Annotated in this window: 25 protein-coding genes and 1 pseudogene; 16 read left to right on the forward strand and 10 right to left on the reverse strand. The window is 46.2% G+C overall.

The window, feature by feature from the left end; genetic code table 11:
- Nucleotides 1-15 precede the first annotated feature (15 nt).
- Nucleotides 16-873, reverse strand: a complete 858-nt coding sequence (locus MJA45_RS03105) for a DUF4145 domain-containing protein (RefSeq protein WP_315605842.1) — start codon at nucleotides 871-873, stop codon at nucleotides 16-18.
- Between the two features lie 491 nt (nucleotides 874-1,364).
- On the opposite strand from MJA45_RS03105, the gene MJA45_RS03110 reads away from it, so the two are divergent.
- The 5 genes from MJA45_RS03110 to MJA45_RS03130 all read left to right on the forward strand — a co-directional run bounded on the left by MJA45_RS03110 (nucleotide 1,365) and on the right by MJA45_RS03130 (nucleotide 5,262).
- Nucleotides 1,365-2,531, forward strand: coding sequence for a Shedu immune nuclease family protein (locus MJA45_RS03110; RefSeq protein WP_315605843.1), 1,167 nt, complete (start codon nucleotides 1,365-1,367; stop codon nucleotides 2,529-2,531).
- Between the two features lie 430 nt (nucleotides 2,532-2,961).
- Nucleotides 2,962-3,606, forward strand: coding sequence for a nucleotidyltransferase domain-containing protein (locus tag MJA45_RS03115; RefSeq protein WP_315605844.1), 645 nt, complete (start codon nucleotides 2,962-2,964; stop codon nucleotides 3,604-3,606).
- Between the two features lies 1 nt (nucleotide 3,607).
- A complete protein-coding gene (locus MJA45_RS03120) occupies nucleotides 3,608-4,006 on the forward strand; it encodes a hypothetical protein (protein WP_315605845.1) in 399 nt (132 codons plus the stop codon).
- On the forward strand, nucleotides 3,999-4,439 hold the full coding sequence (locus tag MJA45_RS03125) for a hypothetical protein (protein WP_315605846.1): 441 nt from the start codon (nucleotides 3,999-4,001) through the stop codon (nucleotides 4,437-4,439). Before MJA45_RS03120 ends, MJA45_RS03125 begins: the two co-directional genes overlap by 8 nt.
- 268 nt (nucleotides 4,440-4,707) lie before the next feature.
- Nucleotides 4,708-5,262 (forward strand): recombinase family protein, encoded by a 555-nt coding sequence (locus MJA45_RS03130; RefSeq protein WP_315605847.1) that lies wholly within the window; start codon nucleotides 4,708-4,710, stop codon nucleotides 5,260-5,262.
- A 183-nt stretch (nucleotides 5,263-5,445) separates the two neighbouring features.
- Here the strand turns inward: MJA45_RS03130 and MJA45_RS03135 are convergent, their stop codons facing one another.
- Both MJA45_RS03135 and MJA45_RS03140 read right to left on the reverse strand, forming a co-directional pair.
- Nucleotides 5,446-6,081, reverse strand: coding sequence for a HEPN domain-containing protein (locus MJA45_RS03135; RefSeq protein ID WP_315605848.1), 636 nt, complete (start codon nucleotides 6,079-6,081; stop codon nucleotides 5,446-5,448).
- Between the two features lie 942 nt (nucleotides 6,082-7,023).
- The gene (locus tag MJA45_RS03140) at nucleotides 7,024-7,410 is read right to left on the reverse strand and encodes a hypothetical protein (protein WP_315605849.1); all 387 of its coding nucleotides are present in this window, start codon (nucleotides 7,408-7,410) and stop codon (nucleotides 7,024-7,026) included.
- Nucleotides 7,411-7,643: 233 nt separating this feature from the next.
- On the opposite strand from MJA45_RS03140, the gene MJA45_RS03145 reads away from it, so the two are divergent.
- Both MJA45_RS03145 and MJA45_RS03150 read left to right on the forward strand, forming a co-directional pair.
- A complete protein-coding gene (locus tag MJA45_RS03145; protein WP_315605850.1) occupies nucleotides 7,644-7,835 on the forward strand; it encodes a hypothetical protein in 192 nt (63 codons plus the stop codon).
- A 74-nt stretch (nucleotides 7,836-7,909) separates the two neighbouring features.
- Nucleotides 7,910-8,605 (forward strand): hypothetical protein, encoded by a 696-nt coding sequence (locus tag MJA45_RS03150; RefSeq protein ID WP_315605851.1) that lies wholly within the window; start codon nucleotides 7,910-7,912, stop codon nucleotides 8,603-8,605.
- A gap of 172 nt (nucleotides 8,606-8,777) precedes the next feature.
- On the opposite strand, the gene MJA45_RS03155 is transcribed toward MJA45_RS03150, so the two are convergent.
- Nucleotides 8,778-9,035 carry a helix-turn-helix domain-containing protein gene (locus tag MJA45_RS03155; RefSeq protein ID WP_315605852.1) on the reverse strand — a complete coding sequence of 86 codons (258 nt, stop codon included), beginning with the start codon at nucleotides 9,033-9,035 and terminating at the stop codon, nucleotides 8,778-8,780.
- 143 nt (nucleotides 9,036-9,178) lie between these two features.
- Here MJA45_RS03155 and MJA45_RS03160 point away from each other — a divergent pair, with 143 nt between their 5' ends.
- Nucleotides 9,179-9,910 (forward strand): hypothetical protein, encoded by a 732-nt coding sequence (locus MJA45_RS03160; protein ID WP_315605853.1) that lies wholly within the window; start codon nucleotides 9,179-9,181, stop codon nucleotides 9,908-9,910.
- A gap of 79 nt (nucleotides 9,911-9,989) precedes the next feature.
- Here the strand turns inward: MJA45_RS03160 and MJA45_RS03165 are convergent, their stop codons facing one another.
- From MJA45_RS03165 to MJA45_RS03180, 4 genes and pseudogenes are all read right to left on the reverse strand, one after another.
- Entirely contained in the window at nucleotides 9,990-11,255 is a 1,266-nt protein-coding gene (locus MJA45_RS03165) for a BaiN/RdsA family NAD(P)/FAD-dependent oxidoreductase (protein WP_315605854.1), read from the reverse strand.
- A gap of 97 nt (nucleotides 11,256-11,352) precedes the next feature.
- Nucleotides 11,353-11,919 (reverse strand): annotated as a pseudogene (locus MJA45_RS03170) (aminoacetone oxidase family FAD-binding enzyme); the annotation flags it as partial.
- A 307-nt stretch (nucleotides 11,920-12,226) separates the two neighbouring features.
- Nucleotides 12,227-13,888 (reverse strand): putative ABC transporter permease subunit, encoded by a 1,662-nt coding sequence (locus MJA45_RS03175; RefSeq protein ID WP_315605855.1) that lies wholly within the window; start codon nucleotides 13,886-13,888, stop codon nucleotides 12,227-12,229.
- On the reverse strand, nucleotides 13,885-14,604 hold the full coding sequence (locus MJA45_RS03180) for an ABC transporter ATP-binding protein (protein ID WP_315605856.1): 720 nt from the start codon (nucleotides 14,602-14,604) through the stop codon (nucleotides 13,885-13,887). The genes MJA45_RS03175 and MJA45_RS03180 overlap by 4 nt, the downstream gene beginning before the upstream one ends.
- Nucleotides 14,605-14,884: 280 nt before the next feature.
- On the opposite strand from MJA45_RS03180, the gene MJA45_RS03185 reads away from it, so the two are divergent.
- The 3 genes from MJA45_RS03185 to MJA45_RS03195 all read left to right on the forward strand — a co-directional run bounded on the left by MJA45_RS03185 (nucleotide 14,885) and on the right by MJA45_RS03195 (nucleotide 15,980).
- Complete coding sequence (locus tag MJA45_RS03185) at nucleotides 14,885-15,007, forward strand: hypothetical protein (RefSeq protein ID WP_315605857.1); 123 nt, start codon at nucleotides 14,885-14,887, stop codon at nucleotides 15,005-15,007.
- A 10-nt stretch (nucleotides 15,008-15,017) separates the two neighbouring features.
- Nucleotides 15,018-15,461 carry a DUF3905 domain-containing protein gene (locus tag MJA45_RS03190; RefSeq protein WP_315605858.1) on the forward strand — a complete coding sequence of 148 codons (444 nt, stop codon included), beginning with the start codon at nucleotides 15,018-15,020 and terminating at the stop codon, nucleotides 15,459-15,461.
- A gap of 81 nt (nucleotides 15,462-15,542) precedes the next feature.
- Entirely contained in the window at nucleotides 15,543-15,980 is a 438-nt protein-coding gene (locus tag MJA45_RS03195) for a BrxA/BrxB family bacilliredoxin (protein ID WP_315605859.1), read from the forward strand.
- A 101-nt stretch (nucleotides 15,981-16,081) separates the two neighbouring features.
- Here the strand turns inward: MJA45_RS03195 and MJA45_RS03200 are convergent, their stop codons facing one another.
- Complete coding sequence (locus MJA45_RS03200) at nucleotides 16,082-16,939, reverse strand: Hsp33 family molecular chaperone HslO (RefSeq protein WP_315605860.1); 858 nt, start codon at nucleotides 16,937-16,939, stop codon at nucleotides 16,082-16,084.
- Nucleotides 16,940-17,057: 118 nt separating this feature from the next.
- On the opposite strand from MJA45_RS03200, the gene MJA45_RS03205 reads away from it, so the two are divergent.
- A complete protein-coding gene (locus MJA45_RS03205) occupies nucleotides 17,058-17,801 on the forward strand; it encodes a MerR family transcriptional regulator (RefSeq protein ID WP_315605861.1) in 744 nt (247 codons plus the stop codon).
- Nucleotides 17,802-17,862: 61 nt separating this feature from the next.
- Here the strand turns inward: MJA45_RS03205 and MJA45_RS03210 are convergent, their stop codons facing one another.
- Nucleotides 17,863-18,609, reverse strand: coding sequence for a tyrosine-protein phosphatase (locus tag MJA45_RS03210; protein WP_315605862.1), 747 nt, complete (start codon nucleotides 18,607-18,609; stop codon nucleotides 17,863-17,865).
- A 204-nt stretch (nucleotides 18,610-18,813) separates the two neighbouring features.
- On the opposite strand from MJA45_RS03210, the gene nadE reads away from it, so the two are divergent.
- The 4 genes from nadE to MJA45_RS03230 all read left to right on the forward strand — a co-directional run bounded on the left by nadE (nucleotide 18,814) and on the right by MJA45_RS03230 (nucleotide 21,774).
- Nucleotides 18,814-19,623, forward strand: a complete 810-nt coding sequence (nadE, locus tag MJA45_RS03215) for an ammonia-dependent NAD(+) synthetase (protein WP_315607924.1) — start codon at nucleotides 18,814-18,816, stop codon at nucleotides 19,621-19,623.
- A 15-nt stretch (nucleotides 19,624-19,638) separates the two neighbouring features.
- On the forward strand, nucleotides 19,639-19,890 hold the full coding sequence (locus MJA45_RS03220; RefSeq protein WP_315605863.1) for a hypothetical protein: 252 nt from the start codon (nucleotides 19,639-19,641) through the stop codon (nucleotides 19,888-19,890).
- A gap of 28 nt (nucleotides 19,891-19,918) precedes the next feature.
- Nucleotides 19,919-20,326, forward strand: a complete 408-nt coding sequence (gene acpS / locus MJA45_RS03225) for a holo-ACP synthase (protein WP_315605864.1) — start codon at nucleotides 19,919-19,921, stop codon at nucleotides 20,324-20,326.
- A gap of 284 nt (nucleotides 20,327-20,610) precedes the next feature.
- Nucleotides 20,611-21,774: a sensor histidine kinase gene (locus MJA45_RS03230; protein WP_315605865.1), complete on the forward strand. Its 1,164-nt coding sequence runs from the start codon at nucleotides 20,611-20,613 to the stop codon at nucleotides 21,772-21,774.
- The last annotated feature ends 10 nt before the right edge of the window (nucleotides 21,775-21,784 follow it).

Here is a 21,784-nt window from a genome sequence, read left to right on the forward strand (position 1 = left end):
TGGCTCATTTTCATCTTAAACGACAACATAATACTGTTGAGTCTTCTTGGGGCCTGTAACTGTTTTTCCAAGTGTCAATAAGGGTTGCTTTCCCGACGTTATTGCATCGATAAGTTCAGACTCAATAGTTCCTAAATGCTGAAATAACCTTCTAAACTGCCTTCCGAGGATTTCCTTAAGAGTCAACTCATCTCCAGAACTCTTGGATTTTATACATGTTTTGAGGATTGGCTCAAGTTCACAGTAATTCGCCACTACAGTTTCAAAAACACCCGCGGCTTCTCTTTCCAGTATGTACAGACTATTTATCATATGTTCAATAATTCTAAGTGCAACACTTAGCTGTTGATCTGAGGGGTTTTTAATTTCATGTGCGGCATCGTTCCCTAAGAATCTAATAGCATGTAGTAAGTCGGCATTCATTTTTGAAATAATCCCATTATCGGCTAATTTTCCAATACGCTCTTGTAAGTTATCTCCGCTTATTGCTTGATCATTGCAGATGGCTTCAATTATACCTCTAAATCCAAGTCCAGCTAGAATTTTTGCACCTTCTTTATAAGCGGAAATCGACTGTTGATACAACTCTTTTATTGTTTCGGGTACATAGTACATTTCTTGTATCGGTCTATGATTTCTTATTACATTAGGATAAGTTGATACAGTTATTGGAATATACCATTCATCATCAACAAGGGGATGACCACCATCTATATCGTGAAACTCATATCTAAAGGTTATATTTTCACAACCCTTACATTTGACAATGTAGTAATACTCATCACATAAGTACTCATCTCTAAAGTTTATTTCGTGCTTCTCTAATATGTCATGGTTAGTTTCACTATGACATTTAACACAGTAGTTTTTCATTCAAAAATCACTCCCTACTCTTTCTGTCTAGTACATAAGTTTACAGTAATAGTAGCATTTTTCAAAATAATTTTTTTACCTATTACGGTACTTATATTACTAGAGTTTGTCAGTTGAAACACAGTCTGTTGGTCTTGGGCAGACTGATTAATCGTTGATATAACAAGGTTTTCCCGCTCATCTTAGAGTGACGGTTTCCTAAAATGTGCGTCAATCGCCGACTGGCCCGCATTCCGTGGGACGTGCTGGAGAAATCTCGGTGCGGATCGTAAACGAAGTGAACAATGTCAGGTGTACGACATTACGTCTAAGCCGCCGGCGACGATTAAATGGGAATAAGAAACACGAGCGAAGCGAAGATTGATTTGAGTTTTCCCCAAACGCTTTGCGAAGCAAAGGGTGCGGGAGCCACACCGTAGCGAAGCGTAGGTGTAGTTTTTTTAATAAAATATGAAATACTTGGTTTACCAATTTCTAAAAATTACAAAGGTATGGTAAAATTATCTAATAATGTCCGTGCGAGGGATGATAAGATGATAAATAATTTTAGAGTTACTAGTACATCTCTGCGTTCTGCCGAAGTTGAAGATATTATATTGAGGGAAACTACAACCACTCGTTTAGTATTTAGAGCCACTATCGTTGATAATCAGCATGATCAAAGTAAATCGGTAAAAGGTACTTTTATTTTTCAAAAAAAATCTATGAAGAACATTTGGGAGGACACCAAAGATATTCCTTTAACGAGCCTGAAAGCAGGAGAAGGAGTATCTCTAAAGCTTGATACTGGAGAATTACATTCCCTGGTTACAAGTGTAAAGCAACTTTATGAACTACATTTGCAATATGGAGTCCCTACAGGAACAAATGAATTTACTGTAACTGATAAAAACGTTACTAGTGTAATTCAACAGTTTATGCAAGACAGTTCTTTGTTGGATCAACTCGTTGAACAGGGTAAAACAGAACTATTTATTGAAAGTGTTAAATGGATTTCCGATCATAAAGATAGTGGTCAAATCATTGGAAAGTTAAGACAAATTAATATTGATGACTTATCAAAAATTAACTCTGTCGTTGGAATAGCAAATTTCGTAAAAATCCTTGATGTATGGAGAAAAAATAAAACAAACGCGGATGAGGAATACTGGCAACAATTATTAACAAATCATAGTTGGATTTTAAGTCAAGTATTTGCCCAACCACTTGTGCTTTTTAAAGACAAAGTTTACCTCGGAGGTAAGGGACTGGATAATTCAGGAGGTAAAGTTGTTGATTTCTTGTATAAAAATGAGTTAACCGAAAGTGTTGCTATGATTGAAATTAAAACTCCAGAAACAAAAATAATGGCAAGTGAATACAGGAATAAGGTTTATTCAATACATAGCGATCTTACAGGGGCTATTACACAAGTACTTGCTTACAAAGAACAAATTCAACGAGATTATAATTCACTTCGGTTACAAACTGAAGATACATTTAAAGTATTAAATCCTAAGTGTATTGTAGTTGCCGGTTGTCTTGAAAACCTAAGTGGAGAAAAATTACACTCTTTCGAACTTTTTAGAAGAGAAATGAAAAATGTAGAGATCATTACGTTTGATGAATTATTTGGAAAAATAGAAGCTATACTGGAATTTTTACAAAGTGAGACGTAATTGCCACGGAGGGATGATTACATGGCTGGTGCTCAGAGATGGACAAAAGCAGAAAATCTAGCAATTTATATGTTTTTAGAAAAATTTCCCACAATGTCTAGTGAACAGATTGCTATTGAAATCTTTAATAATTCATTTCTTAAGACTGACATGGATTCGATATTTTATAATAATCTAATTTAATTATTGTACAAAATAAACAAGCTACCGACAGTGGAAGCTTGTTTATTTTGTTTGATGCAGTATGTCTACTCCTGATGGGATTCTATTATTTATCACGACCCCAAAACTAGATTCAGCAAGAGTTATACCAGTAAAAGGTTGGTACTTTGCGTTATCTGTTATCGTGGAAGGATTCTGATCCTTGAGCATGGGTTAAATGAAATTGTGGTTTCATTTAGGGGATGAATTTGTTTAGAAAAATTAATAGATGATTGAAGGGAAGATAAGTTTGGATGAGTTTATTGTCCTAGTTGGTTCAGTGGCAAGAAGTGATTTTTTTAAAGAAAGTGATATTGATGTTTGTAGAATTAATTGTTATTCAGAAGTGGATAGACGTTCTGAATGGCCAAATGGGCCAATTAGTTACATTGATTATGAATTAGATGTTTTCAAACATTTATTTAACGCTGGCAGTTTATTTATCTATCATTTACTGTTTGAAGGTGTTTTACTTGAAGGAGATATTAAACGATGGAATTACTTTAAATCTCAATTTGTGCTTAAATGTGATTTCTCTGAAGAGATTAACAAAATAAAAGAGATAATGTGCATATTCAACAAAGTGGACATTTTTGGTAATCACTATATGTCATTATTTTCAAATTTATTTATTAATATAAAGAATTTTTCGATATTCTATTTAGCAAGTAATGGTCGCTTTGTTTTTAATAAAAAACAAGCAATTAAATATGTCTTTGGTGATTATTATCTAGACCTTCTGTTTGACTCATATAACCAGTTTGAGAGAGGGATAATAAGCAATCACTGGAACTACGACAGAAGAAAAAAAGCAGAAGAAATAATTGAATATTATCAATCAAAAATGGAGGAGCTTTCAAATGTTACATACTGAGATGCTGTTACAACTTCATGAAATATTTATGGGTAAAGTTAGAGGGAAAACTCCAGTTTCAAGAAAAACAATGAAAATTATTGTTGATTCAATTATTGAGCAAATTCATGCACATTATTTTAAAACAAAACCAAATGGGCATGCCAATATCAGAGCGACTATTAATTCTAATTTAGAATCTTTTAACGAAAAAGAAGATAAAAATGTATTACGTTCACTAAATGCCATTTTACGAGTGTATGGCTCCGTTTTTTCAAAGAGTTATTCAGACCATGACACAGATTATGAAGAGTTTTTAAAAAATGAGCTAAAGGCATTTTCTAAAGCTCTAACAGAACATACCTTATTTAAGGATGACGTTAATGCAAAAAAAATAAGGGAGTTGTGGCCTCATGAATGAGGATAGAATACCATTAATAATTAAGGCATGGGAAACCTATCAAAACTTATCTAAAGGTTTTGGGGAAAATGCCTGGAAAGTTAGGACTGCAGGGATTGGTTTTTGGGGAGCTATCATTGCATATTGGTACAAAAATAATGATTTTACCGTGTATTATATATCTTTTTTAACTTTGCTAATGTTTTTTATTTTAGAAGCAGGAATGCGTCAACTCCAACAAACATATATCCAGAAATCAATAGAGTTAGAGAAAACAATTAATGATTATCTGGTGGGTGATGTTATCCAATTACCTAGTGATGGTATATCAACTAACATATCTACTCCATCACTTAGGGACTACTTTAAGTTATTAAGACTGAAAAGATGGCAATTTTGGTTACCTTATTTGTTATTAGTAATTTCGACATTTATACTAATGGAAATAAGATAACACTTAGATTGGCTATAACGTGACCTCTCTTTATTAAAGGGGTGGCGTTTTTTTATTTATTGCGAGTGAACGAACATATGTTCCATTCAATTGGTATCAAAAACGAATGTTTTTGAGACTGCTCATAATGCCGAGTTAATCATATCTTAGTTATATAATTTATAGTATCAAAAATCGTTCCATAAACAAAGTTTCAATAATACTTTACTTTACCGTTTTTAAGACATAAAATTGGTATATACATACATTTACTGAAGGAGCAACTCGAATGGCAAAGATCGGTTATGCAAGAGTAAGTACAACTGACCAATCATTAGATTTACAATTAGACGCTTTAAAAGCCGCAGATTGCATCAAAGTATTTCAAGAGAAGGCCTCTGGTAAGAAGGATGATCGTAAAGAACTAGAGAAGGCATTAGAGTATTTGCGCGAGGGGGACGCACTTGTAGTTTATAAACTGGACAGGTTGGCAAGGTCGACAAAGAAGTTGATTGAATTGAGCGAAGTTTTAGAACAGAAAAAGATTGAGTTAATCAGCATTCGTGATAACGTCGACACCACGACAGCGGTTGGTAAAGCAATGTTTAGGATGCTTGCTGTCATTGCTGAATTGGAACGTGATATTATACGTGAGCGCACAACGGCTGGACTTGTAGCGGCTAGAGCAAGAGGACGTAAAGGTGGAAGACCTTCGACTTCTGCAAAGAAACTAGAGCAAGCTATTAAACTTTACGAAAGTAAAAAACATGTCATTAAGGAAATAACCGAGTTAACAGGTGTTTCAAAAGCTACTTTGTATCGTGAAGTTGCTAAGAGGAAGTAGGCGTAGGCTTGTTATATCAAATGCTAAATAGGTCTTTCAATTTGAAAGACCCTTTAATGTTTGAGTCGGGAGGGGGGCTGGTTTTAACTTTTAACCCCTTTGAGAAGTAGTTATATAATGGGGAGCAGTACAGTCGTTCGACTAAGATAATGTTGTGTCATAGGTATATAGTTTACTGCAATATTACTCTTTTGGTCTTGTAAATCCCCAATAGCTAAGCGTTTCTTCATTAGTAATTTGACTAGGTAATCGTTTCTTATTTAGAATCTTATTAATAACTATCGGTATTATTTTTTCAATTTCATTATAATGTATAACTATTCTATTATAATCAACAACTTCAATCGCTTTTCCACTGTGAACTAACGCGGAACGGGAACCGTACCACTTATCAAATTTTGTTTTGGTTGTAATTTTTAGTTTTTCTGTTAAAAGCTCTTTTATTAATGATTTTTCCGAGGGATTATATGAAGTATCTTCTCCGCAATGAATACATCCTTCTATAGTTTTTTTACATTTTCTACACTTCGGATAAGACTTTTCCCCAAGTATGCTTCCGCCAATGCTTTCTAATGCAATCCATAAAAATAAATAAGCTGAATCAATTTCATTTCCTTTCTGTAATATAGCTTTTCTGTAATACCTAAGGCACTTTAGGATACAATTTCTAGTGACATCATCAATCCATGTCATTGATTCGAGGTATTGATGTGTCTGGTTTCTCAAATTATCATCAGTATTATTTATTTTGATAACGTTTATTTGCCCACTGCGTGCCTTAGTTCCATACCGGTCAGTGCAAGTTCCATGTTCTGCCATAGTGATCCTTGACTGTGAAACCGCTGATAAAATATCTAAATATCGATTGACCTTTTCTCGAGCACTATAGTAAGCAGTCTCAAGGCTGTTTGCTTTTATAGTGGTCGTTACTTGTAATAAAATAAAATCGGCTTTATTGTCATTTTTCGAACTCAGCTCAACTTTGATTGATTCGTCACCTTCATGGTTTTTTTAAAAATAAGCTATATCACTTCGTTGGTCTAATGGTACTGTAAGAATTATTGATCCTAAATTCCAGCTTTCCAAAGATTGCGGAAAGGTTATTTCAGCTTTAACAGTAGTTTCGTACGTGAATAATTCCAAAGATAACTCTCCATTCATACTTAGAATAGTTGTTGGGAGATAGAAGACTGAGTAAGCTTACTCACTAAATATCTTGAAAATAACATCTTTAACAAAAGTGAATGGGAATAATATACTTCACTTAATGTCACAGAACAAAAAGTTAATATAAAGCTTGATTCGATCATCCTATATACTCTTGACGTATATATTATGTATCACTTATCTAACATCTTATTCTTTTGAGATTACCGAAAGCGTATAAATGTCAAAAGTTAACCAAGAGTGTCCTTTTGAAAACCAAGCTACGGAGTAAGAAACATCAAAACTAAAACGTTATTGGTAGGTAGCTTATCCTTTCTTGAAATAATTCTTATTTCTTTCCAATCGGCTGTATATAAGATATATCTGCATCCTTTTTCAAAAAAAACGAATTTACATAGTATTGGGTAAACTTCTTATTCTCCAAATTATCTATTAACTCATTTTTTGTAAAAATATTTAATATAGATTAAGAGCCCAACACCACAACCAAGAAGGAAAAACCATGAATGGCCTGGATGGGTATTTTTTATCGGAAGAATAAAATCATACATTAATGATCACCACCTAAGATATTCCCAAGGAATTTCAAGACCATCATTCAATAATTAAAAAATCACCGGAATATTCCGCATAGATCATCGACAGATTCCCGTTGTCATCAAAAATAATTTCCTTCTTTTCATACTTATCGATGTATAGCCTATATACTTTTCCTCCAGTAATTCCAGGTTCTATTCCATTGAACATAGCCTCTTGACCTGCCCTCCAATGAGTGGCATGAATAATATCAGAGGTAAGAGTATAATCCCTATTTTTTAATAAAGCTTTCTCTCTTGATAAGGATTCCATTAATAATTGTTTAGCTTTCTGACGTTTTGACCTGCTTTCTTTTGTGTCGTTTTTGGTGGTAATGTCGGTAATCAACTTTAACAAATCTTCCCCTAAAATAAATGATGGCTTGCTTTCGTTATCATCTCCCATAAATAACATCCTCTCTTGCCTAGTGTCTTTCTTAAATCAAATCTAGCAGACAATTGATTATTGTCAATTCTTGTTATTTATGGTACTATTCTTATATTATTTTGAGGTCCACCACAAGCGATATATAAATTAAAACTTAGAAACGTTATTGAAATCTTAATATGTCAGAAGCACTGCAAAGGTAAGAAAGTTGACTCTACCTTAGTAGTGCTTCTTTGTTAAGGAGTGAAATCATGAAGAAGAATCATAACTGCACTGATGCTGATTTGCAAAACTTTATTGATTTTAAACAGGAAGTTGAGGTGTGGATTGCTGGAGAATTAGATGGGGTTGGGGAAGTGATAGGATATACAGAAAATACAGTAAAAATGAAAGACGGACTTTATCTGAGGGGGAATTGCTACTTCAAAGTGAAAAATTGTTAAACGTGGAGGATTTATTGAACGTCTATTTTTGGGAAGCGGGAAGAAATGATTAGCATCAATAGGAGAGGGAAAGTTTGGAGCAACTGAAATTAATGGTTGAATTGATTCCAGAATTTACACATGGGTACAACTTACATGGTCATCATGGAGATGGTTTAATAACTGGGTATCAGTGGAACAAATTATCTAAATATATTAGAGAAGAATCAAATAATACTTGCGAAATATGTTCTACTAATGAAAAGAATACGGGGTATGACTGTCATGAAGTTTGGGAATTTAATATTGATAGCAAAGTTCAGAAACTAGTGAAACTACAATGCATCTGTAAAAACTGCCATGCTGTTAAGCATTTTGGAAGAAGCATGGGGAATATTATTGGTTTTGAAAAAATTGGTGTTGAACATTTTTGTAAAGTGAATAATACAACACCTGAAATATTCCATGAACACTATGAAGCTGTTTGTAAGCAATTCATAGAAAGAAGTAAGATAAGCTGGGAAGTGTCTTGTCAGGAGATTTTGGAGAAATACTATCCCATTATTGAATATCAGGAAGATAGGAAGATTAGATTAGCTAGAAAGATAATTGAGTTATTGCGGAAAGATCCCCTTTTGACTGACGAAGAAATTGAAGTCTTATGCTTAGATGGCCAAATATCTTATATATTAAGGGATGTTCGAGCAATATTGGATTGCACACAATTAAAGGACAAACAAGATGAATTGATGGTTCTATTTTTTCCAAAAAAGCGAAAAACAAAAAATTGACAGTTTGTATGACATTTGTATGACATACCTACTGTTGTACATACTGTCATACAAATGTCATACAAAAAAAGCCATAGGATTCATTCAACGATATTATATTGAAAGTATGTATGACAAATGTCGTACATACTTTCATACAAATGTCATACAAGAAAAAGCCGTAGAATTTAAACTACGGCTTTTTCTTGTATCTTGTAGTCGTTTGGTTTTCAAATTCTAGCTCTATAAGCCTAACGAGTTCTGAGGGCTTAATTTTAAGTGCCTTTGCAAGTTCAAAGATTGTTGTTAATGAAGGTTGGCTCTTTCCACGTTCCATCATTGAAATAAAGGTTCGTTCAAGTGTTGATATTTCAGCAAGTTTATCTTGTGTTAATTCTTGCTTTATCCTAAGGGACTTAAGTATTTTCCCGAAAATGGCTTCTAAATGCAAAGGAATAACTCCTTTTAGAAACCATTATCATTCTACACTTTCAAATCAGTATGCATAATAAATAATTCAAATTGGTTTAAATTTACATAAAAATGTGATAGATTCTAATGTGACAATAAGATGGTAAAAAGGGGCTCGAATAGATGTTAGATAAAATGGGTTTACTTAACGTGGATGAAAGATCAATAGAGAAAGTAGAGGTAAAAAAGGCTTCAATCATTCAGAAAATCGCGCGTAATACCTGGTGGGTAGTATTTCTGTCCACATTTGTTCTTTGGTACAACTGGCAAATTTGGTGGGGAGTATTAGCCTTTTTCGGGTCAATCGTTATTATGGGAATCGGTGACGAACCAGCAAAAAGAGCCAAAGAGATTGCAAATAATAAAAAATACGAAAAATTAAACGAACTTCTAACTTTAAGAGGAATAAACTGCTCTCAAAAATACATTACCGAGAAGTTTGACTTTGCAATTGTATTGGATGGACATGAAAATCGACTGTGCCTTGTAGATTATGAAATAAGAGAGTTCTCATTCAGTGATATTTTGGAAGTAGAGATAGTAGAGGATGAAATACAAATAACAAAAACGTCAAGGGGGAGTCAACTTGGCGGAGCGATTGTCGGTGGCGTTTTAGCAGGTGGAATCGGTGCAGTTATTGGGGGAGTGACAGGTTCAAAGTCAACTTCAAACGACAAGGTAAGAAGAATCTACATTAAAATGATTGTTAATGACATGCAAAGACCATTTGTAACTATTAATTTTCTGAACGAGAAAAAGGAAATACTTAAGAAGGACAAAAAAGCTATGAAGGCAATAAACGACGCAAATCATTGGTACAGTCTGATTAGTGTAATAATAAAGAGGGCTGGATGATATTAGCTATATTGAAGTATGTGAAAATTGCCTGTTTTTCATCATTAGGTGTGATAAAGGCTGTCCAAATGGACAGCCTTTAGCTTTTTGAATATTTAGCGGCGTTTTTTCCAGCAGTATATCCAGTAGAGAAGGCGGCAGTGATATTATATCCGCCAGTATAGCCATGAATGTCCAATATTTCACCGCAAAAGAATAAACCATTCGTAAGCTTTGATTGCATCGTTTTAGGATCAACTTCTTTTAAATTAATCCCTCCACCTGTTACAAACGCTTCTTCAATGGACAAAGTGCCATTAACGGCGATAGGAAATGATTTAACTAACTTTGATAATTCTAACCATGCTTGCTTCGGGATATTGTCAAAAGTTATTTCACCGCTTAAACTTGCTTTTTGAAGGAGCAAAGGAATCAATTTTTCAGGTAAATATCCTTTCAGCACATTTCTAACGATCTTTTTTTTATCGTTCTTAGCGAGTTCATATGTATCTGTGTAGATGTTGTCTACGCTTCTTTCCGGAAACAAATCGATAGAAAGGTCCACCGTTTTTACGCTGAATTGTTTCATTATCTTCACTACAAACTGACTACAACGTAAAACAGTTGGTCCTGAGATTCCGAAATGAGTAAAGATCATATCACCGTCATGTTCGATTATCTTTTTACCCTTCGGATTCCACACAGATAGAGAAATATCTCTAAGAGAAAGACCTTGAAGCTCCCTGCTTTGGATAAAAGCTTCTCTTGAAGTAAGAGGGACTTCAGTAGGGAAAAGTTCAGTTATTGAATGCCCAGCCATCTCTGCCCATGCATAGCCGTCCCCTGTTGAACCTGTGTGGGGTACAGACTTACCACCACTAGCGATTATGACAGTTAAACCGTTGATTATTTCCCCGTTTTGTAGTTTAACACCAATTGTTTTCCCTTCTTTGTAGAGAACTTTGCTGACAGGACTATTTGTTTTTATAATAACACCCTGATTTCTAACTTTATTGACAAGGGCATCTACTACAGTTTTGGCTTTATCGGAAATAGGGAACATGCGACCACGATCTTCTTCTTTAAGGCGAATGCCAAGACCTTCAAAGAAAGACATTATATCTTTATTGCTGAAGGTTGCTAATGCGCTATGTAAGAAACGACCGTTGCCGGGTATATTCTTTATTAGTTCGTCAATTTCCTTGGCATTCGTGACGTTACATCTTCCACCACCAGATATGCCAAGTTTTCTTCCAAGTTTATCTCCTTTATCAATAAGAAGAACTTTTGCACCGCTTTCACTAGCGGCGATGCTTGCCATTAGTCCTGCAGAACCACCACCAATTACAATTACATCATAAGCCATTAAAAGTGCTCCTAAGTCCAAATTTTATTACATAATACCATTAAGCAAGTTATTTATAAAAATATGTATTGACGGTCTGTTAAATTAGTTATACAGTCGTGATCGTGTGGCCGGCCTCCTCGGCCCAGGCGTAGCCGTCGCCAGTCGAGCCCGTGCGCGGCACCGACTTGCCGCCGACGGCCAGAATCACCGCGCGGGCCGGCACCTTCTCGCCGTTCGCGAGAAGGATGCCGGCGGCACGTCCGTTTTCGTACAGGACGCGGCGGACCGGGGTGTTCACCCGGATGGCCACGCCCTGCGAGCGGACCTGCCCGATGAGGGCGTCGACGACCGTCTTCGCCTTGTCCGAGACCGGGAACATCCTTCCCCGGTCCTCCTCCTTCAGCGGGATGCCGAGCCCTTCGAAGAACGCGATGATATCCTTATTGCTGAAGCGGGTAAAGGCGCTGAACAGAAACCGCCCGTTGCCCGGAATATGGCGGATGATCTCGTCGATCTCCTTCGCATTCGTGACATTGCAGCGGCCGCCGCCCGAGATGCCGAGCTTGCGTCCGAGCTTATCGCCTTTATCGACCAGAAGCACCCGGGCTCCCTGCGAGCTGGCGGCAATGGCCGCCATCAGCCCCGAAGGCCCTCCGCCGATAACAATTACATCGTAGGTCATGACTGCAGCTCCTTGACTATCCGTGCCTTATCCAGATAAGGCACCAGAGAAGGTCTTCCTTATGCCAAACCGGGATAAGGAAGGCCGTTTCTTTTTATTATAGTCGACAGACCCGCTTCCACCAAACGGCCGTTATCTTTCGTGGACCCCCCGACACCGGCCGTTCCCGCGCTATTAAAAAAACCATGGTCCCCGGCAGGCTGGGGACCATGGTTCTTCTTATGTCAGCGACCTTGTCCAGCCGGGGCGTTCCACCGGCTGGCGGTTTTTAACTCTCCGCCAGCCGCTGCCAGCGAACCGGCCGCCGCTACTCGACCCGCTCCAGCCAGGCCGGTCCCGCCTTCTTAATCGCCTGGTAGAGCAGGAAGTTGGCGCCAAGCAGCAGCACGATCAGCGCCAAGGCGTAGACGGCAAGGGGCGGCCGGAGGAAAGCGGCCGAGACGATACACACGCCGCCCGTGGCGACGGCAACCAGGACGTTGAAGAAAATATGGACGTTCTGCTTGACCGCTTTCTGCTCGTTGTCCCAGTTGAGCTTGGGAGACCTCAGATCGAACAGCATGCCCGTTAAGGTGACGAGAAGCATCCCGGCCGCGGCGGCAGCCGTAAGGGCAAGGGCGAACCCGACCGGAGGCTTGACGAGGACGAACAGCGTCCCGAGCAGGAGCACAAGACCGACCGCCGACAGAAGCAGGGAGGTAATGACCTTGGCGGCAATCATTTTGCCGTAGGAGACCGGGAGGTGCTTCAGAATGTAGAAGCCCTGCCCCTCCCGGGAGAACGACGTTGTCGACGACGCGCTGCTCGCCGCGGTAAAGAGAAGGAAGGTGAAGCCGACGGCCAGAACAAGGGCGGCCGTGCTGCCGTTCTCCAGATAGCGCCCGGAGTTTCGGACCTTGCCTATCAGATCGGGCTGGGTCAGAAGCGGGATCAGAAAGATGATCGGAAACAGGAAATTCATCAGCACGCAGTTAATGAAGAAGGCCGGCGTGCGGAACAGCACCCGGAGCTCCTTGAAGGTCAGAGCCTTCAGCGCGGAGGAGCTTGCCGTCATCCGGTCCAACCGCTCCCCGGTAACCTGCTTGCGGGTCGAGGAGGACTCCGAGAGACCCATGACGCCGCGGAAGTACAGCCATTCTCCGAGCAGCAGGAACAGCAGGAACAAGAGAGCCGTGGCCCCGAGGAAAAGTCCGAGATTGGCCAGCCCGCTGAGAGACGCGGGGTCGACGAGGGCCCCTGCCGCAAACCGGGAGCTCGGAAAGATGCCGGTGAAGGTGTTCAAGAGCGAGTTGTTCCCTTGCTGAAGCAGGGATTCCAGCTTCGCCTGGTCGTTCATCTGGCGGGAGAAGGACTGGAAAATGACATTAAAAGCAATGCCGGAGAAGACAGCCGCCACTCCTCCTATCATCCGGAACAGGTCCTTCCGCTTCCCGATGTTCGTGAACCGCATGATCACCATGGAGAAGAAGGAGGCGATGATGAGCGGGATGACGGGAAGCGCCAGGAAGACAAGCACCCCGTAGAGATAATAGAGGGGGCCCGCCCCGCTTTTGACCCCATACGTACCGAGCACAGGCGCCAGCACGACGAAGACAGTCAGGTACTCATACGCCAGGGTAACCCCGAACTTGGCCGCCAGAATCTGATACGGCTTTAAGGGGAGGGGCAGCAAATGCTCCACGTCCTGTGAGAAGTAGTAAACGTTGATCACATAGAAAATGCCGAAGACGAAAATGACCGCGCAGCTCGCGGCAAGCCCCATGCCAAGCAGGATCCCCTCCTGGCCGAGAGGCGCGAACGCATCATAGATTTGCGAGAGAAAGAGAATGACCGCGAATCCGATGGGAAGACAGGCCACGAGCAGAAGAATGGCGAGCAGCCAGGTCTTCACCGCGGACTTCTTCTTAAACGCGGCCATCCCGCTGCCGTTCTTGAGCAGAATCCGGGCCAGCACCAGGGAGCGGCTCATAGCGTCATCTCCAGGAATATTTTCTCGAGCGATTCATTGGCCTGGAAGTGCTCCTGAAGCTCCTTGAACGTGCCGCAGAACCGGATCCTGCCCTTGACGATGATGGCCACCCGGTCGCACAGCCTCTCAGCCACCTCCAGCACGTGCGTGGAGAAGAAGACGGTCTTGCCGCTGTCCGTATGCTCGCGCATCATCTCTTTCAAGGTGAAGGAGGATTTCGGATCCAGTCCGGTCAAGGGCTCGTCAAGGATCCAGACCTCCGGCCGGTGAACGAGCACGCCCATGAGCACGATCTTCTGCCGCATCCCGTGGGAATAGCTCTGGATGGAGTCTCCGAGCGCGGTAGTCATGTCGAACCGTTCCGCAAGCGATTCGATCCGTTCCTTGCGGACTTCCTTCGGCACATCGTACATGTCCGCCATGAAAGTAAGGTATTCCAGGCCTTTCAGGCGGAGAAAAAGATCCGGGCTGTCCGGCACATACCCGAACTGCTTCTTGGCCTCCAGGGTGTCGGTGGAAATGTTCCGGCCGTTAATGGTGATCGTCCCGCCGTCGGGGCGGATGATGCCGGTGATCATTTTGATCGTGGTGGTTTTGCCGGCGCCGTTCGGGCCGAGGAATCCGAAGATTTCCCCTTGGCGGACGGTCAGCTGCAGGTCGTCCACCGCTTTAACGGTTCCGTTGTAGCTCTTCGTGACGTGATTCAGTTCAATCATAGTTACCTCCGGCGTACAAAAATGGATATCCGGGCTTGCTGATTACCACTGCTGGTCAACAAGCCTTCCTATAGATATAAACGAAAGCAAAGAGATTAGGTTTCACAAGGCATCACCCATTATAGAGGGTATTTCGGGAACCTGGCAATGCCGCAGGATTCCTACCCTCCTCCAGCTTAAGGGGCCCCGGTTAAAAGGCGGGAATCCTCCCGTTTAAATTTTGGTTAAAAATGCCCTTCCCAGCCATACTAAGGCAGAATCTATCTAAGGAGGAAGCAAGATGGCGAACCGTTCCAATGATTCCAAGGAGCAGCAGAAGCAGGAGCACCAGAACGCTAAACAGAGCGCCCCGGGTGAAAAAGTGGACAAGCGTCTGGACGGCCCGAACCGTCCTTCCGAGTGAGGACCCGGCCATGAGCGACAAGGACCTGGATCCGTTCGAGATCGAATTCCTGCCCGAATTCCGCAAGGGCCGGGGCCCGGAGGAGCCTTTCGTTAATGAATACGGGGTGACCATCGGGGATCACGACTACCGTTCGGAGAACTCCCCCCTCGAGAACTGGACCGCGGGAACGGATCCGTCGGTCATGGCGGGAGACGAGTGGGTTCATCCCTTCAAGGATATCGGCTTTCATACCGCCGAGAACCGGGATTACTTCGAACGCGGCATCCCGCCGAGAGGGGGCATCACCATGCATCCGACCATCGACACCGCGTACGACTACGCTCTCGGCCAGGCTGGTGACGAAGGCCACGAGGAGCGAAGCACCGGGATGGACGGGAGCCCGAATGCGTCCGGGGAAAGGGAAGCGGGAGCCGATGCCGGGGCGGGGGACCGCGGGCGCGAACGCCCTTAATCCTTTGCAAACCTTTCTCCCCGATGTATAATATAGGGGAGAAGCCGACCTTTTCGGCCGGTTAAGAAGGAGTGAATTGACATGTCAATGTCGTTTGAATCTTATATGAAGGATATGGTCCAGCCCATGCGCGACGACCTGACCCGCATCGGGGTGAAGGAACTCCGCACTCCCGAGGAAGTAGTCGAGAACCTCGAGAACGCCAAGGGAACGGCGCTGCTCGTTGTCAATTCCGTCTGCGGCTGTGCCGCCGGCCAATGCCGCCCGGGTGTAGCCCGCGCACTCGAAGGAGAGATCAAGCCGGATCATCTGTTCACCGTGTTCGCCGGCCAGGACAAGGAAGCGACCGCCAAGGCACGGGAATACATTAGCGGTTATCCGCCTTCCTCCCCTTCGATCGCTCTGTTCAAGGATGGGGAGCTCGTTCACTTCATCCAGCGGCATCAGATCGAGGACCGTTCGGCTGAAATGATCGCGAACGACCTGAAAGGCGCATTCCAGGAATTTTGCGCGAAGTAAAATTCCTTCGGAAACGAATCCGCGTTTCCTCACATAGTAACAGCCGGGCAGGAGACTTGCCCGGCTGTTTTTCTATCTTCTTCGTCTAGAGGAACCGCCTTTTACCTAAGGCGCGCAAGCTCGTCGGGCTCGTAGCAATAGCGGGCCCCGCACCGGTGGCAAACCGCCTCCATGGCTTGGTTTGCCGCGCAGGCCGCGACGACCTCTTTCTTGTCTAAGCTATAAAGCATGGGGAAGAGGGCTTCCTTGGAGCATCCGCAGAACAGCCTGACGGATTGACGGCCGAGAGGCACGGTATCCGGGAACAGCAGCCGGGGCAGCCCGGCAAGGGCATCCACCGTCATCGGCCCTTTCCATGCGTCCTGGTAACCGGTGATGCGGCCGGCGATTTCGGATAGAAGACCGTCCGGAGCCCCGGGAAGCAGCTGGGCCATTACGGCGAAACCGCACCGGATATCGTTATCCTCTCCGAAGAGGGTATGGACCATGAACCACGTTGGGATTTGCTCGCTCTGGCGAAAATAATGGGCCAAGTCGTCCGCGAGATGGCCGTGGGGCATGTCGGTTATTCCGGTGCAGACGGAGGACAGGCCAAGATCGCGGATCACTTGAATACGGCCTCTAGGGCCGATCATCTCCTTCATTGTAGAGGGGGTGTCCTTCGGGCCCGTCTGCGCCCATTCCCCGCTGAGGAAACACCGGACCGTTCCTTCTGCATCGGCATCCGCTTGAATCCGCCGCCGGGAATCGCTCATCCGGATCTTCATCGTGACACGCTGCCCTTCTTTGAGGGTGCCGGTCAGAAGTCCGGCGAGGGACGCGGCTTCGGCGGCGGCGCTTCGAAGGAGGCGCTCGGCCGGCTGCAGCCGGCCGAGTGCCTGAAGCAGCCGGGTTCCGTCCATATACAGCACACGAGCTTGTTTGTCGCCGACCAGTGTTTTGATAAGTAATGCTTCCATAGGTACCCTTCCTTTCATGCCTTGACCGGTATAATTCGCGGCGGGCATTAGGAAAAGGATAAGTCCTGACGTAACGTCAGGTTCAAGAGCTATAAGCCGGAAGGAGGAACAAGAAAAGATGGAGAACCGGACGTGGAAAGTCGGAGAAGTGGCCAAACGAACAGGCTTGACGATCCGGACCCTGCATCATTATGACCGAATCGGCTTGCTCTCCCCTGCCGCTCATACGGACTCCGGGCATCGTCTCTATACCGGGGAGGATCTTATCCGGCTCCATCAGGCCCTTTCCTTGAAGGAGCTGGGATTCAGCCTGGAGGAGATAAAGGACATGACGAGCCAAACCGAGCTCCCATGGACCGAGATAGTCAAGCTGCAGATTCAACGTCTGGAAGAGCGGATTGCCGGCATGACCGAGGTACGGGACAGGCTGCGGGATATCGCAGAAACCGTTGAAGCCCAAGGCATCAAACGGCCTGTTTCAAGCGATGCCGTGATGATGGCCATTCAGCTGTCCAGAATGATGAGAAGCCCCCATTTTCTTCCGGAGCAGGCAGAGGAGATGAAGACCCGGCTAAAGACCGCGGGGCCTGTCCGGCAGGAACCCGGGAGGGAGGAGGAGCAGGATCTTGTCGGCCTTTTCCGCCGGTACCGAGAATCCGGAAGGACGCCCCATGACCCGGAGGTTGCCGCCGCGGCGAAGGAATGGAAAGCCGTAATCGATTCCCACGGACTGGGAGATAAGAAGTTTCTCCGGTCGGTCGAGTCCTACTACCGCGAAGCGCCCGATGCCGCTCTGGTCTTCGGAATGGATAAGGAGCTCTATGCCTATATCCGGGAAGCGGTGGCCTGCCTCAACGAATAAGCAGCGCTTCTGTGCGAAGCGCTGCTTATTCGCCTGCTGGGAGTCGGGCTTTCGGGCCCGCCTAGCCCGCTTCCGTTCCGGCCGGCCGGCTGCCATCCCGGTCCGCCGGGATGATCTGCTCCATCCGCCGGTGAATCTGTTCCGCCCGCTCGGCTCCCGAGAGCTCCGCCGCAATCCGGAAGCCGTGGGACAGGTTCGGCTTCCGGTTGACGTTATGGGCGTCGGTGGCGAGCGTATGGGCCAGATCCCGGCGGATGAGCGTCTCCGCGGTCTGCCGGGCCTCCGCGTTGTTGCGGCCGAGCAGGCTGTCGACGGACACCTGCGTCCACGCGCCGGTCGCTATAAGTGATTCCAGCAGCGGGAGGTTGTCGCGGAAGAAGTAGTGTCTCTCCGGGTGAGGAATCACCGGCGTCACCCCCCGCTCCCGCAGCCAGGCGACCACACCGGCGGTCTCCGGGTTGTACCCGCTCCAGGGCTGCTCCAGCAGGACGAACGACTCCTGCCGGTCGAGAAAGCAGAAGGCGCCGCTTTCGGCCTCGCGGCGGAAGCGGGCGGCGTCCTCGAGCCGGACTTCATTGCCCGGATGAATCGTCACGGCAAGACCCTCCCGGTCGAGCTCCGCCTGAAGGGCTCGAACTCCGGACTCCACGACCGCACGCCCATTCGGATAGGCGCTCGTGAAATGGGGCGTCGCGACAATGTGCCGGATTCCGTCCTCGTAAGCAAGACGGGCCATGGCGACGGCCTCCTGCATGTCGGCGGCCCCGTCGTCAAGGCCGGGAAGAATGTGGCAGTGGATATCGATCATGGACGGATTCCCCTTTGTTCGAATAGTCTGAATTTTTATATAGCTTACCAAACACGAACTTGAAAATCTAGCGAACGGGGAAGAGCGCTTCCGACCTTTCTATCCGGGTCCCGCAGGCGGGGAGGGGAGCGTACAGGCGCTTCACTTTAAGATTTTTGGTATAATAAAGGGAAGGGAAACCAATCCAAAGAGAGGATGAGTGGAATGAGCCTGCAGGAGGAAATTATTGCGACGCTTGGCGTCAAGCCTCAGATTGACGTGGAGGAGGAGATCCGCAAGCGGGTCGACTTTCTGAAATCGTATATGGTCAACGCAGGGGTGAACGGCCTCCTGATTGCGATCAGCGGCGGGATCGACAGTGCGGTAGCGGCCGGCCTGTGCAAGCAAGCGACGGACGAGCTGACCGAGGAGAAGGGCAAGGAGTACATAACGCTCGGGGTCTTCCAGCCGTACGGGAAGCAGAAGGACATTTCGGACAGCTACGCGACGGCGGAAGCCTTCCAGCTGAAATACAAAATCGAGACGAACATTGAAGAGGCGGTGAACGAAATCGCCCTGGAAGCCGAGCACGGTTTGAAGAGCATCGGGCGGTCCCAGCACCTCAGCAAGGGCGGCAAGGGCAACGTCATGGCGCGTACGCGGATGGTGATGCAGTATGCGCTGGCCTTTGAGCTGAACCTGCTCGTCGTGGGAACGGACCATGCCTCGGAGGCGGTCACGGGCTTCTTCACGAAATGGGGAGACGGCGCGGTCGACCTGACCCCGCTTAGCACCTTGAACAAACGTCAAGTGCGCCAGCTGGCGGCGAAGCTGGGGGTTCCGAAGAGCATTCTGGACAAGGCTCCGTCGGCGGGCCTTTGGGCGGACCAGACGGATGAGGGCGAGCTTGGCATTACCTATGAGGACAACAGCAGCTACCTGGAGGGCAAGGAGATCGATCCGGCCGTCAAGGAGAAGCTCGAAAGCATCTACAAGCGGACCTCGCATAAACGCAACGACATTCCCGGTATTTAAGGAGGATAACCTTATATGGAGCAAACCATTACGTTCTCCGAGCTGTTGGAGTCGTTAATTACGAATCAGGTTAACGTCACGATCGGCGCGGGGGAAAGCGAGCTGAACGGGACGATCCTCGCCTTCGATCCTGAGCCGAAGGTACTGACCTACCGGGATTCCTCTTCCGGTACCCTTCATTTCATCCCGCTTACTTCGGTGCGGAGCATCGGGGTGGATGAGACGACCGGTGGGCTATCCTGCTTCCTGGACCTGTACCGGAAGTAAACGGGGGAAAGGAAAAGGTAGGAACCGCATGATTGTTGGAGTCGGCACGGATTTGACGGACATCGCCCGGATTGCCGGGCTCCTCGGCCAGCCGTCGGGCCGCCGCTTCCTCGAGCGCGTGCTCACGGACGCCGAACTGGCGCTGGCGGAGGAGCGCCGCGGGCGGCTGGCTGAATTTGCCGCGGGCCGGTTTGCCGCGAAGGAGGCCGTCGTCAAGGCGCTCGGCTGCGGCATCGGCCGGCAAGTGGCGTGGCGCGACGTCGAGGTGCTGCCCGACGCTTCGGGCCGGCCGCAGTGCACCCTGTCGCCGGCCGCCCGGGAGCGGCTTGGCCTGGGGCCCGGCCTACGGCTGCACCTGAGCATCACGCACACCGGGACGACGGCGGCGGCCTTTGCCGTGGCGGAGCAGTCCGCGGGGGAGAGCGGCATAGAATAAGGAAGAACAAAGTTCCGGAGGGGCCTTGCCGTCTCCGGAACTTTGTTCTATTTATGGTTATTTTATCCTTTTGTGGTTTCTATTTGGATCTCTTATGGCCCCCTTTCCATTCTGAAAACCCTTATGCCAAGGACTTTCGACACAAATTTAATAAAAAGAAAGGGGGGATTAGGTCCTAAGGTATAGGAAACAGCTTATCCCTTCCAGTAGAATAAAAGAAAATAGGATAGGCGGGTAGAGCCAGTCCCGTTTCCCATCCAATTCATGGGCAAAGGTTGAGGAAAATGAGCGAAAGGGAGTATTTGAACTGGCTTCGAGGCCGCAAAGGGGTCGTCATCACCCGATGGCTGAAGAAACTGACCGAATTATATCCGGAAAGCTATGACCGAATAACCGGTAACCAAGGGGCCGAGGTGTTTTTTGATTTTATGCTCGATCTGGCCATTCCGCTCGAGCGGCATGAGCACTTTCGCCTGGTTCCTTCGTTATGTGAATCGTTATATGCGAGGAGCATTCCAAGCGAGCACATACTTTACAGCAACCAGCTGTGGAGAGATTCCCTTCTGAAGCTGCTCGAAGAGGAGCCCGAAGGGCAGACGTTTCCGCTTGGTCTGCTTAGGCAGATCATCAACCGGGTGGACACGTTCGAATCCCATATTTTCCGGTATTACACCCGGATGACGCAGGATCTGCTGGACGACAAGGACCGGGCGATCACCGAGCTTCATGAGGCGAGGAGGAATGCGGTGGGCAAGCTGGCCGCCGGGATGGCTCACGAAATCCGTAATCCGCTTACGGCACTGTTCGGCTTTACCAAAATGATGAGGGAGCAGCTGGCGGCGGAGTCTTACGGCCGCCTGCCCGGCTATCTCGACATTATGGAAGAGGAGCTTTCCCAGATTCATATGCAGGTGACGGGCTTTCTGAGCTTCTCCGAGAAGGAAATCATAGAAGAAGCCTTCACCCGTATTTCTTCGAAAGCCCTGCTGGAATCGGTTCTCGCTTACACCGCCTCCCGGATGGCGGACGAGCATATCCAGCTTACCGTAACGGCCATGGAGGACCGGTTCTTGTTTATTCAGAAGACGGCGATCCGGCTGGTGATCTCCCACATCTTCACCAACAGCATGGATGCCCTTGCCCGCAAGGAAGGCGGCAAGCGGATTGCCGTATCCGCCAGGCAGGAGGGCGGCCGTTACCGGATTTCGATTGCGAACAACGGACCCGAGATCTCCTCTGAGCTGCGGGAGGGACTTTTCGAGCCGTTCGAGACGGTAAAGGACAGGGAGACGGGCTTCGGTCTGGCCGTAAGCCGGCAGATGATGAAGAAGAACAACGGGGAGATCAGCTACAGCTCCGATGCGGAGGAGACGGTCTTTCATCTCATCTTTCGGGAGCTTCCTCTGCCTTGCGGCTCATACGGGCAGCCTGCCGTACCCGGGGAATGAACCAAATCGA

Origin of the sequence: Paenibacillus aurantius (assembly GCF_032268605.1) — a bacterium.
Lineage (GTDB): Bacteria > Bacillota > Bacilli > Paenibacillales > NBRC-103111 > Paenibacillus_AO > Paenibacillus_AO aurantius.

Bases quoted from the DNA above. Each gene is read 5' to 3' on its own strand.
- MJA45_RS03165 (WP_315605854.1), bottom strand. From the start codon at position 11,255: ATGGCTTATGATGTAATTGTAATTGGTGGTGGTTCTGCAGGACTAATG.
- MJA45_RS03195 (WP_315605859.1), top strand. From the start codon at position 15,543: ATGTCAATGTCGTTTGAATCTTATATGAAGGATATGGTCCAGCCCATG.
- acpS (WP_315605864.1), top strand. From the start codon at position 19,919: ATGATTGTTGGAGTCGGCACGGATTTGACGGACATCGCCCGGATTGCC.
- MJA45_RS03190 (WP_315605858.1), top strand. From the start codon at position 15,018: ATGAGCGACAAGGACCTGGATCCGTTCGAGATCGAATTCCTGCCCGAA.
- nadE (WP_315607924.1), top strand. From the start codon at position 18,814: ATGAGCCTGCAGGAGGAAATTATTGCGACGCTTGGCGTCAAGCCTCAG.
- MJA45_RS03230 (WP_315605865.1), top strand. From the start codon at position 20,611: ATGAGCGAAAGGGAGTATTTGAACTGGCTTCGAGGCCGCAAAGGGGTC.
- MJA45_RS03130 (WP_315605847.1), top strand. From the start codon at position 4,708: ATGGCAAAGATCGGTTATGCAAGAGTAAGTACAACTGACCAATCATTA.
- MJA45_RS03180 (WP_315605856.1), bottom strand. From the start codon at position 14,604: ATGATTGAACTGAATCACGTCACGAAGAGCTACAACGGAACCGTTAAA.
- MJA45_RS03185 (WP_315605857.1), top strand. From the start codon at position 14,885: ATGGCGAACCGTTCCAATGATTCCAAGGAGCAGCAGAAGCAGGAGCAC.
- MJA45_RS03145 (WP_315605850.1), top strand. From the start codon at position 7,644: ATGAAGAAGAATCATAACTGCACTGATGCTGATTTGCAAAACTTTATT.
- MJA45_RS03125 (WP_315605846.1), top strand. From the start codon at position 3,999: ATGAATGAGGATAGAATACCATTAATAATTAAGGCATGGGAAACCTAT.
- MJA45_RS03210 (WP_315605862.1), bottom strand. From the start codon at position 18,609: ATGATCGATATCCACTGCCACATTCTTCCCGGCCTTGACGACGGGGCC.
- MJA45_RS03115 (WP_315605844.1), top strand. From the start codon at position 2,962: ATGATTGAAGGGAAGATAAGTTTGGATGAGTTTATTGTCCTAGTTGGT.
- MJA45_RS03105 (WP_315605842.1), bottom strand. From the start codon at position 873: ATGAAAAACTACTGTGTTAAATGTCATAGTGAAACTAACCATGACATA.
- MJA45_RS03220 (WP_315605863.1), top strand. From the start codon at position 19,639: ATGGAGCAAACCATTACGTTCTCCGAGCTGTTGGAGTCGTTAATTACG.
- MJA45_RS03135 (WP_315605848.1), bottom strand. From the start codon at position 6,081: ATGGCAGAACATGGAACTTGCACTGACCGGTATGGAACTAAGGCACGC.
- MJA45_RS03140 (WP_315605849.1), bottom strand. From the start codon at position 7,410: ATGGGAGATGATAACGAAAGCAAGCCATCATTTATTTTAGGGGAAGAT.
- MJA45_RS03175 (WP_315605855.1), bottom strand. From the start codon at position 13,888: ATGAGCCGCTCCCTGGTGCTGGCCCGGATTCTGCTCAAGAACGGCAGC.
- MJA45_RS03205 (WP_315605861.1), top strand. From the start codon at position 17,058: ATGGAGAACCGGACGTGGAAAGTCGGAGAAGTGGCCAAACGAACAGGC.
- MJA45_RS03120 (WP_315605845.1), top strand. From the start codon at position 3,608: ATGCTGTTACAACTTCATGAAATATTTATGGGTAAAGTTAGAGGGAAA.
- MJA45_RS03110 (WP_315605843.1), top strand. From the start codon at position 1,365: ATGGTAAAATTATCTAATAATGTCCGTGCGAGGGATGATAAGATGATA.
- MJA45_RS03160 (WP_315605853.1), top strand. From the start codon at position 9,179: ATGTTAGATAAAATGGGTTTACTTAACGTGGATGAAAGATCAATAGAG.
- MJA45_RS03200 (WP_315605860.1), bottom strand. From the start codon at position 16,939: ATGGAAGCATTACTTATCAAAACACTGGTCGGCGACAAACAAGCTCGT.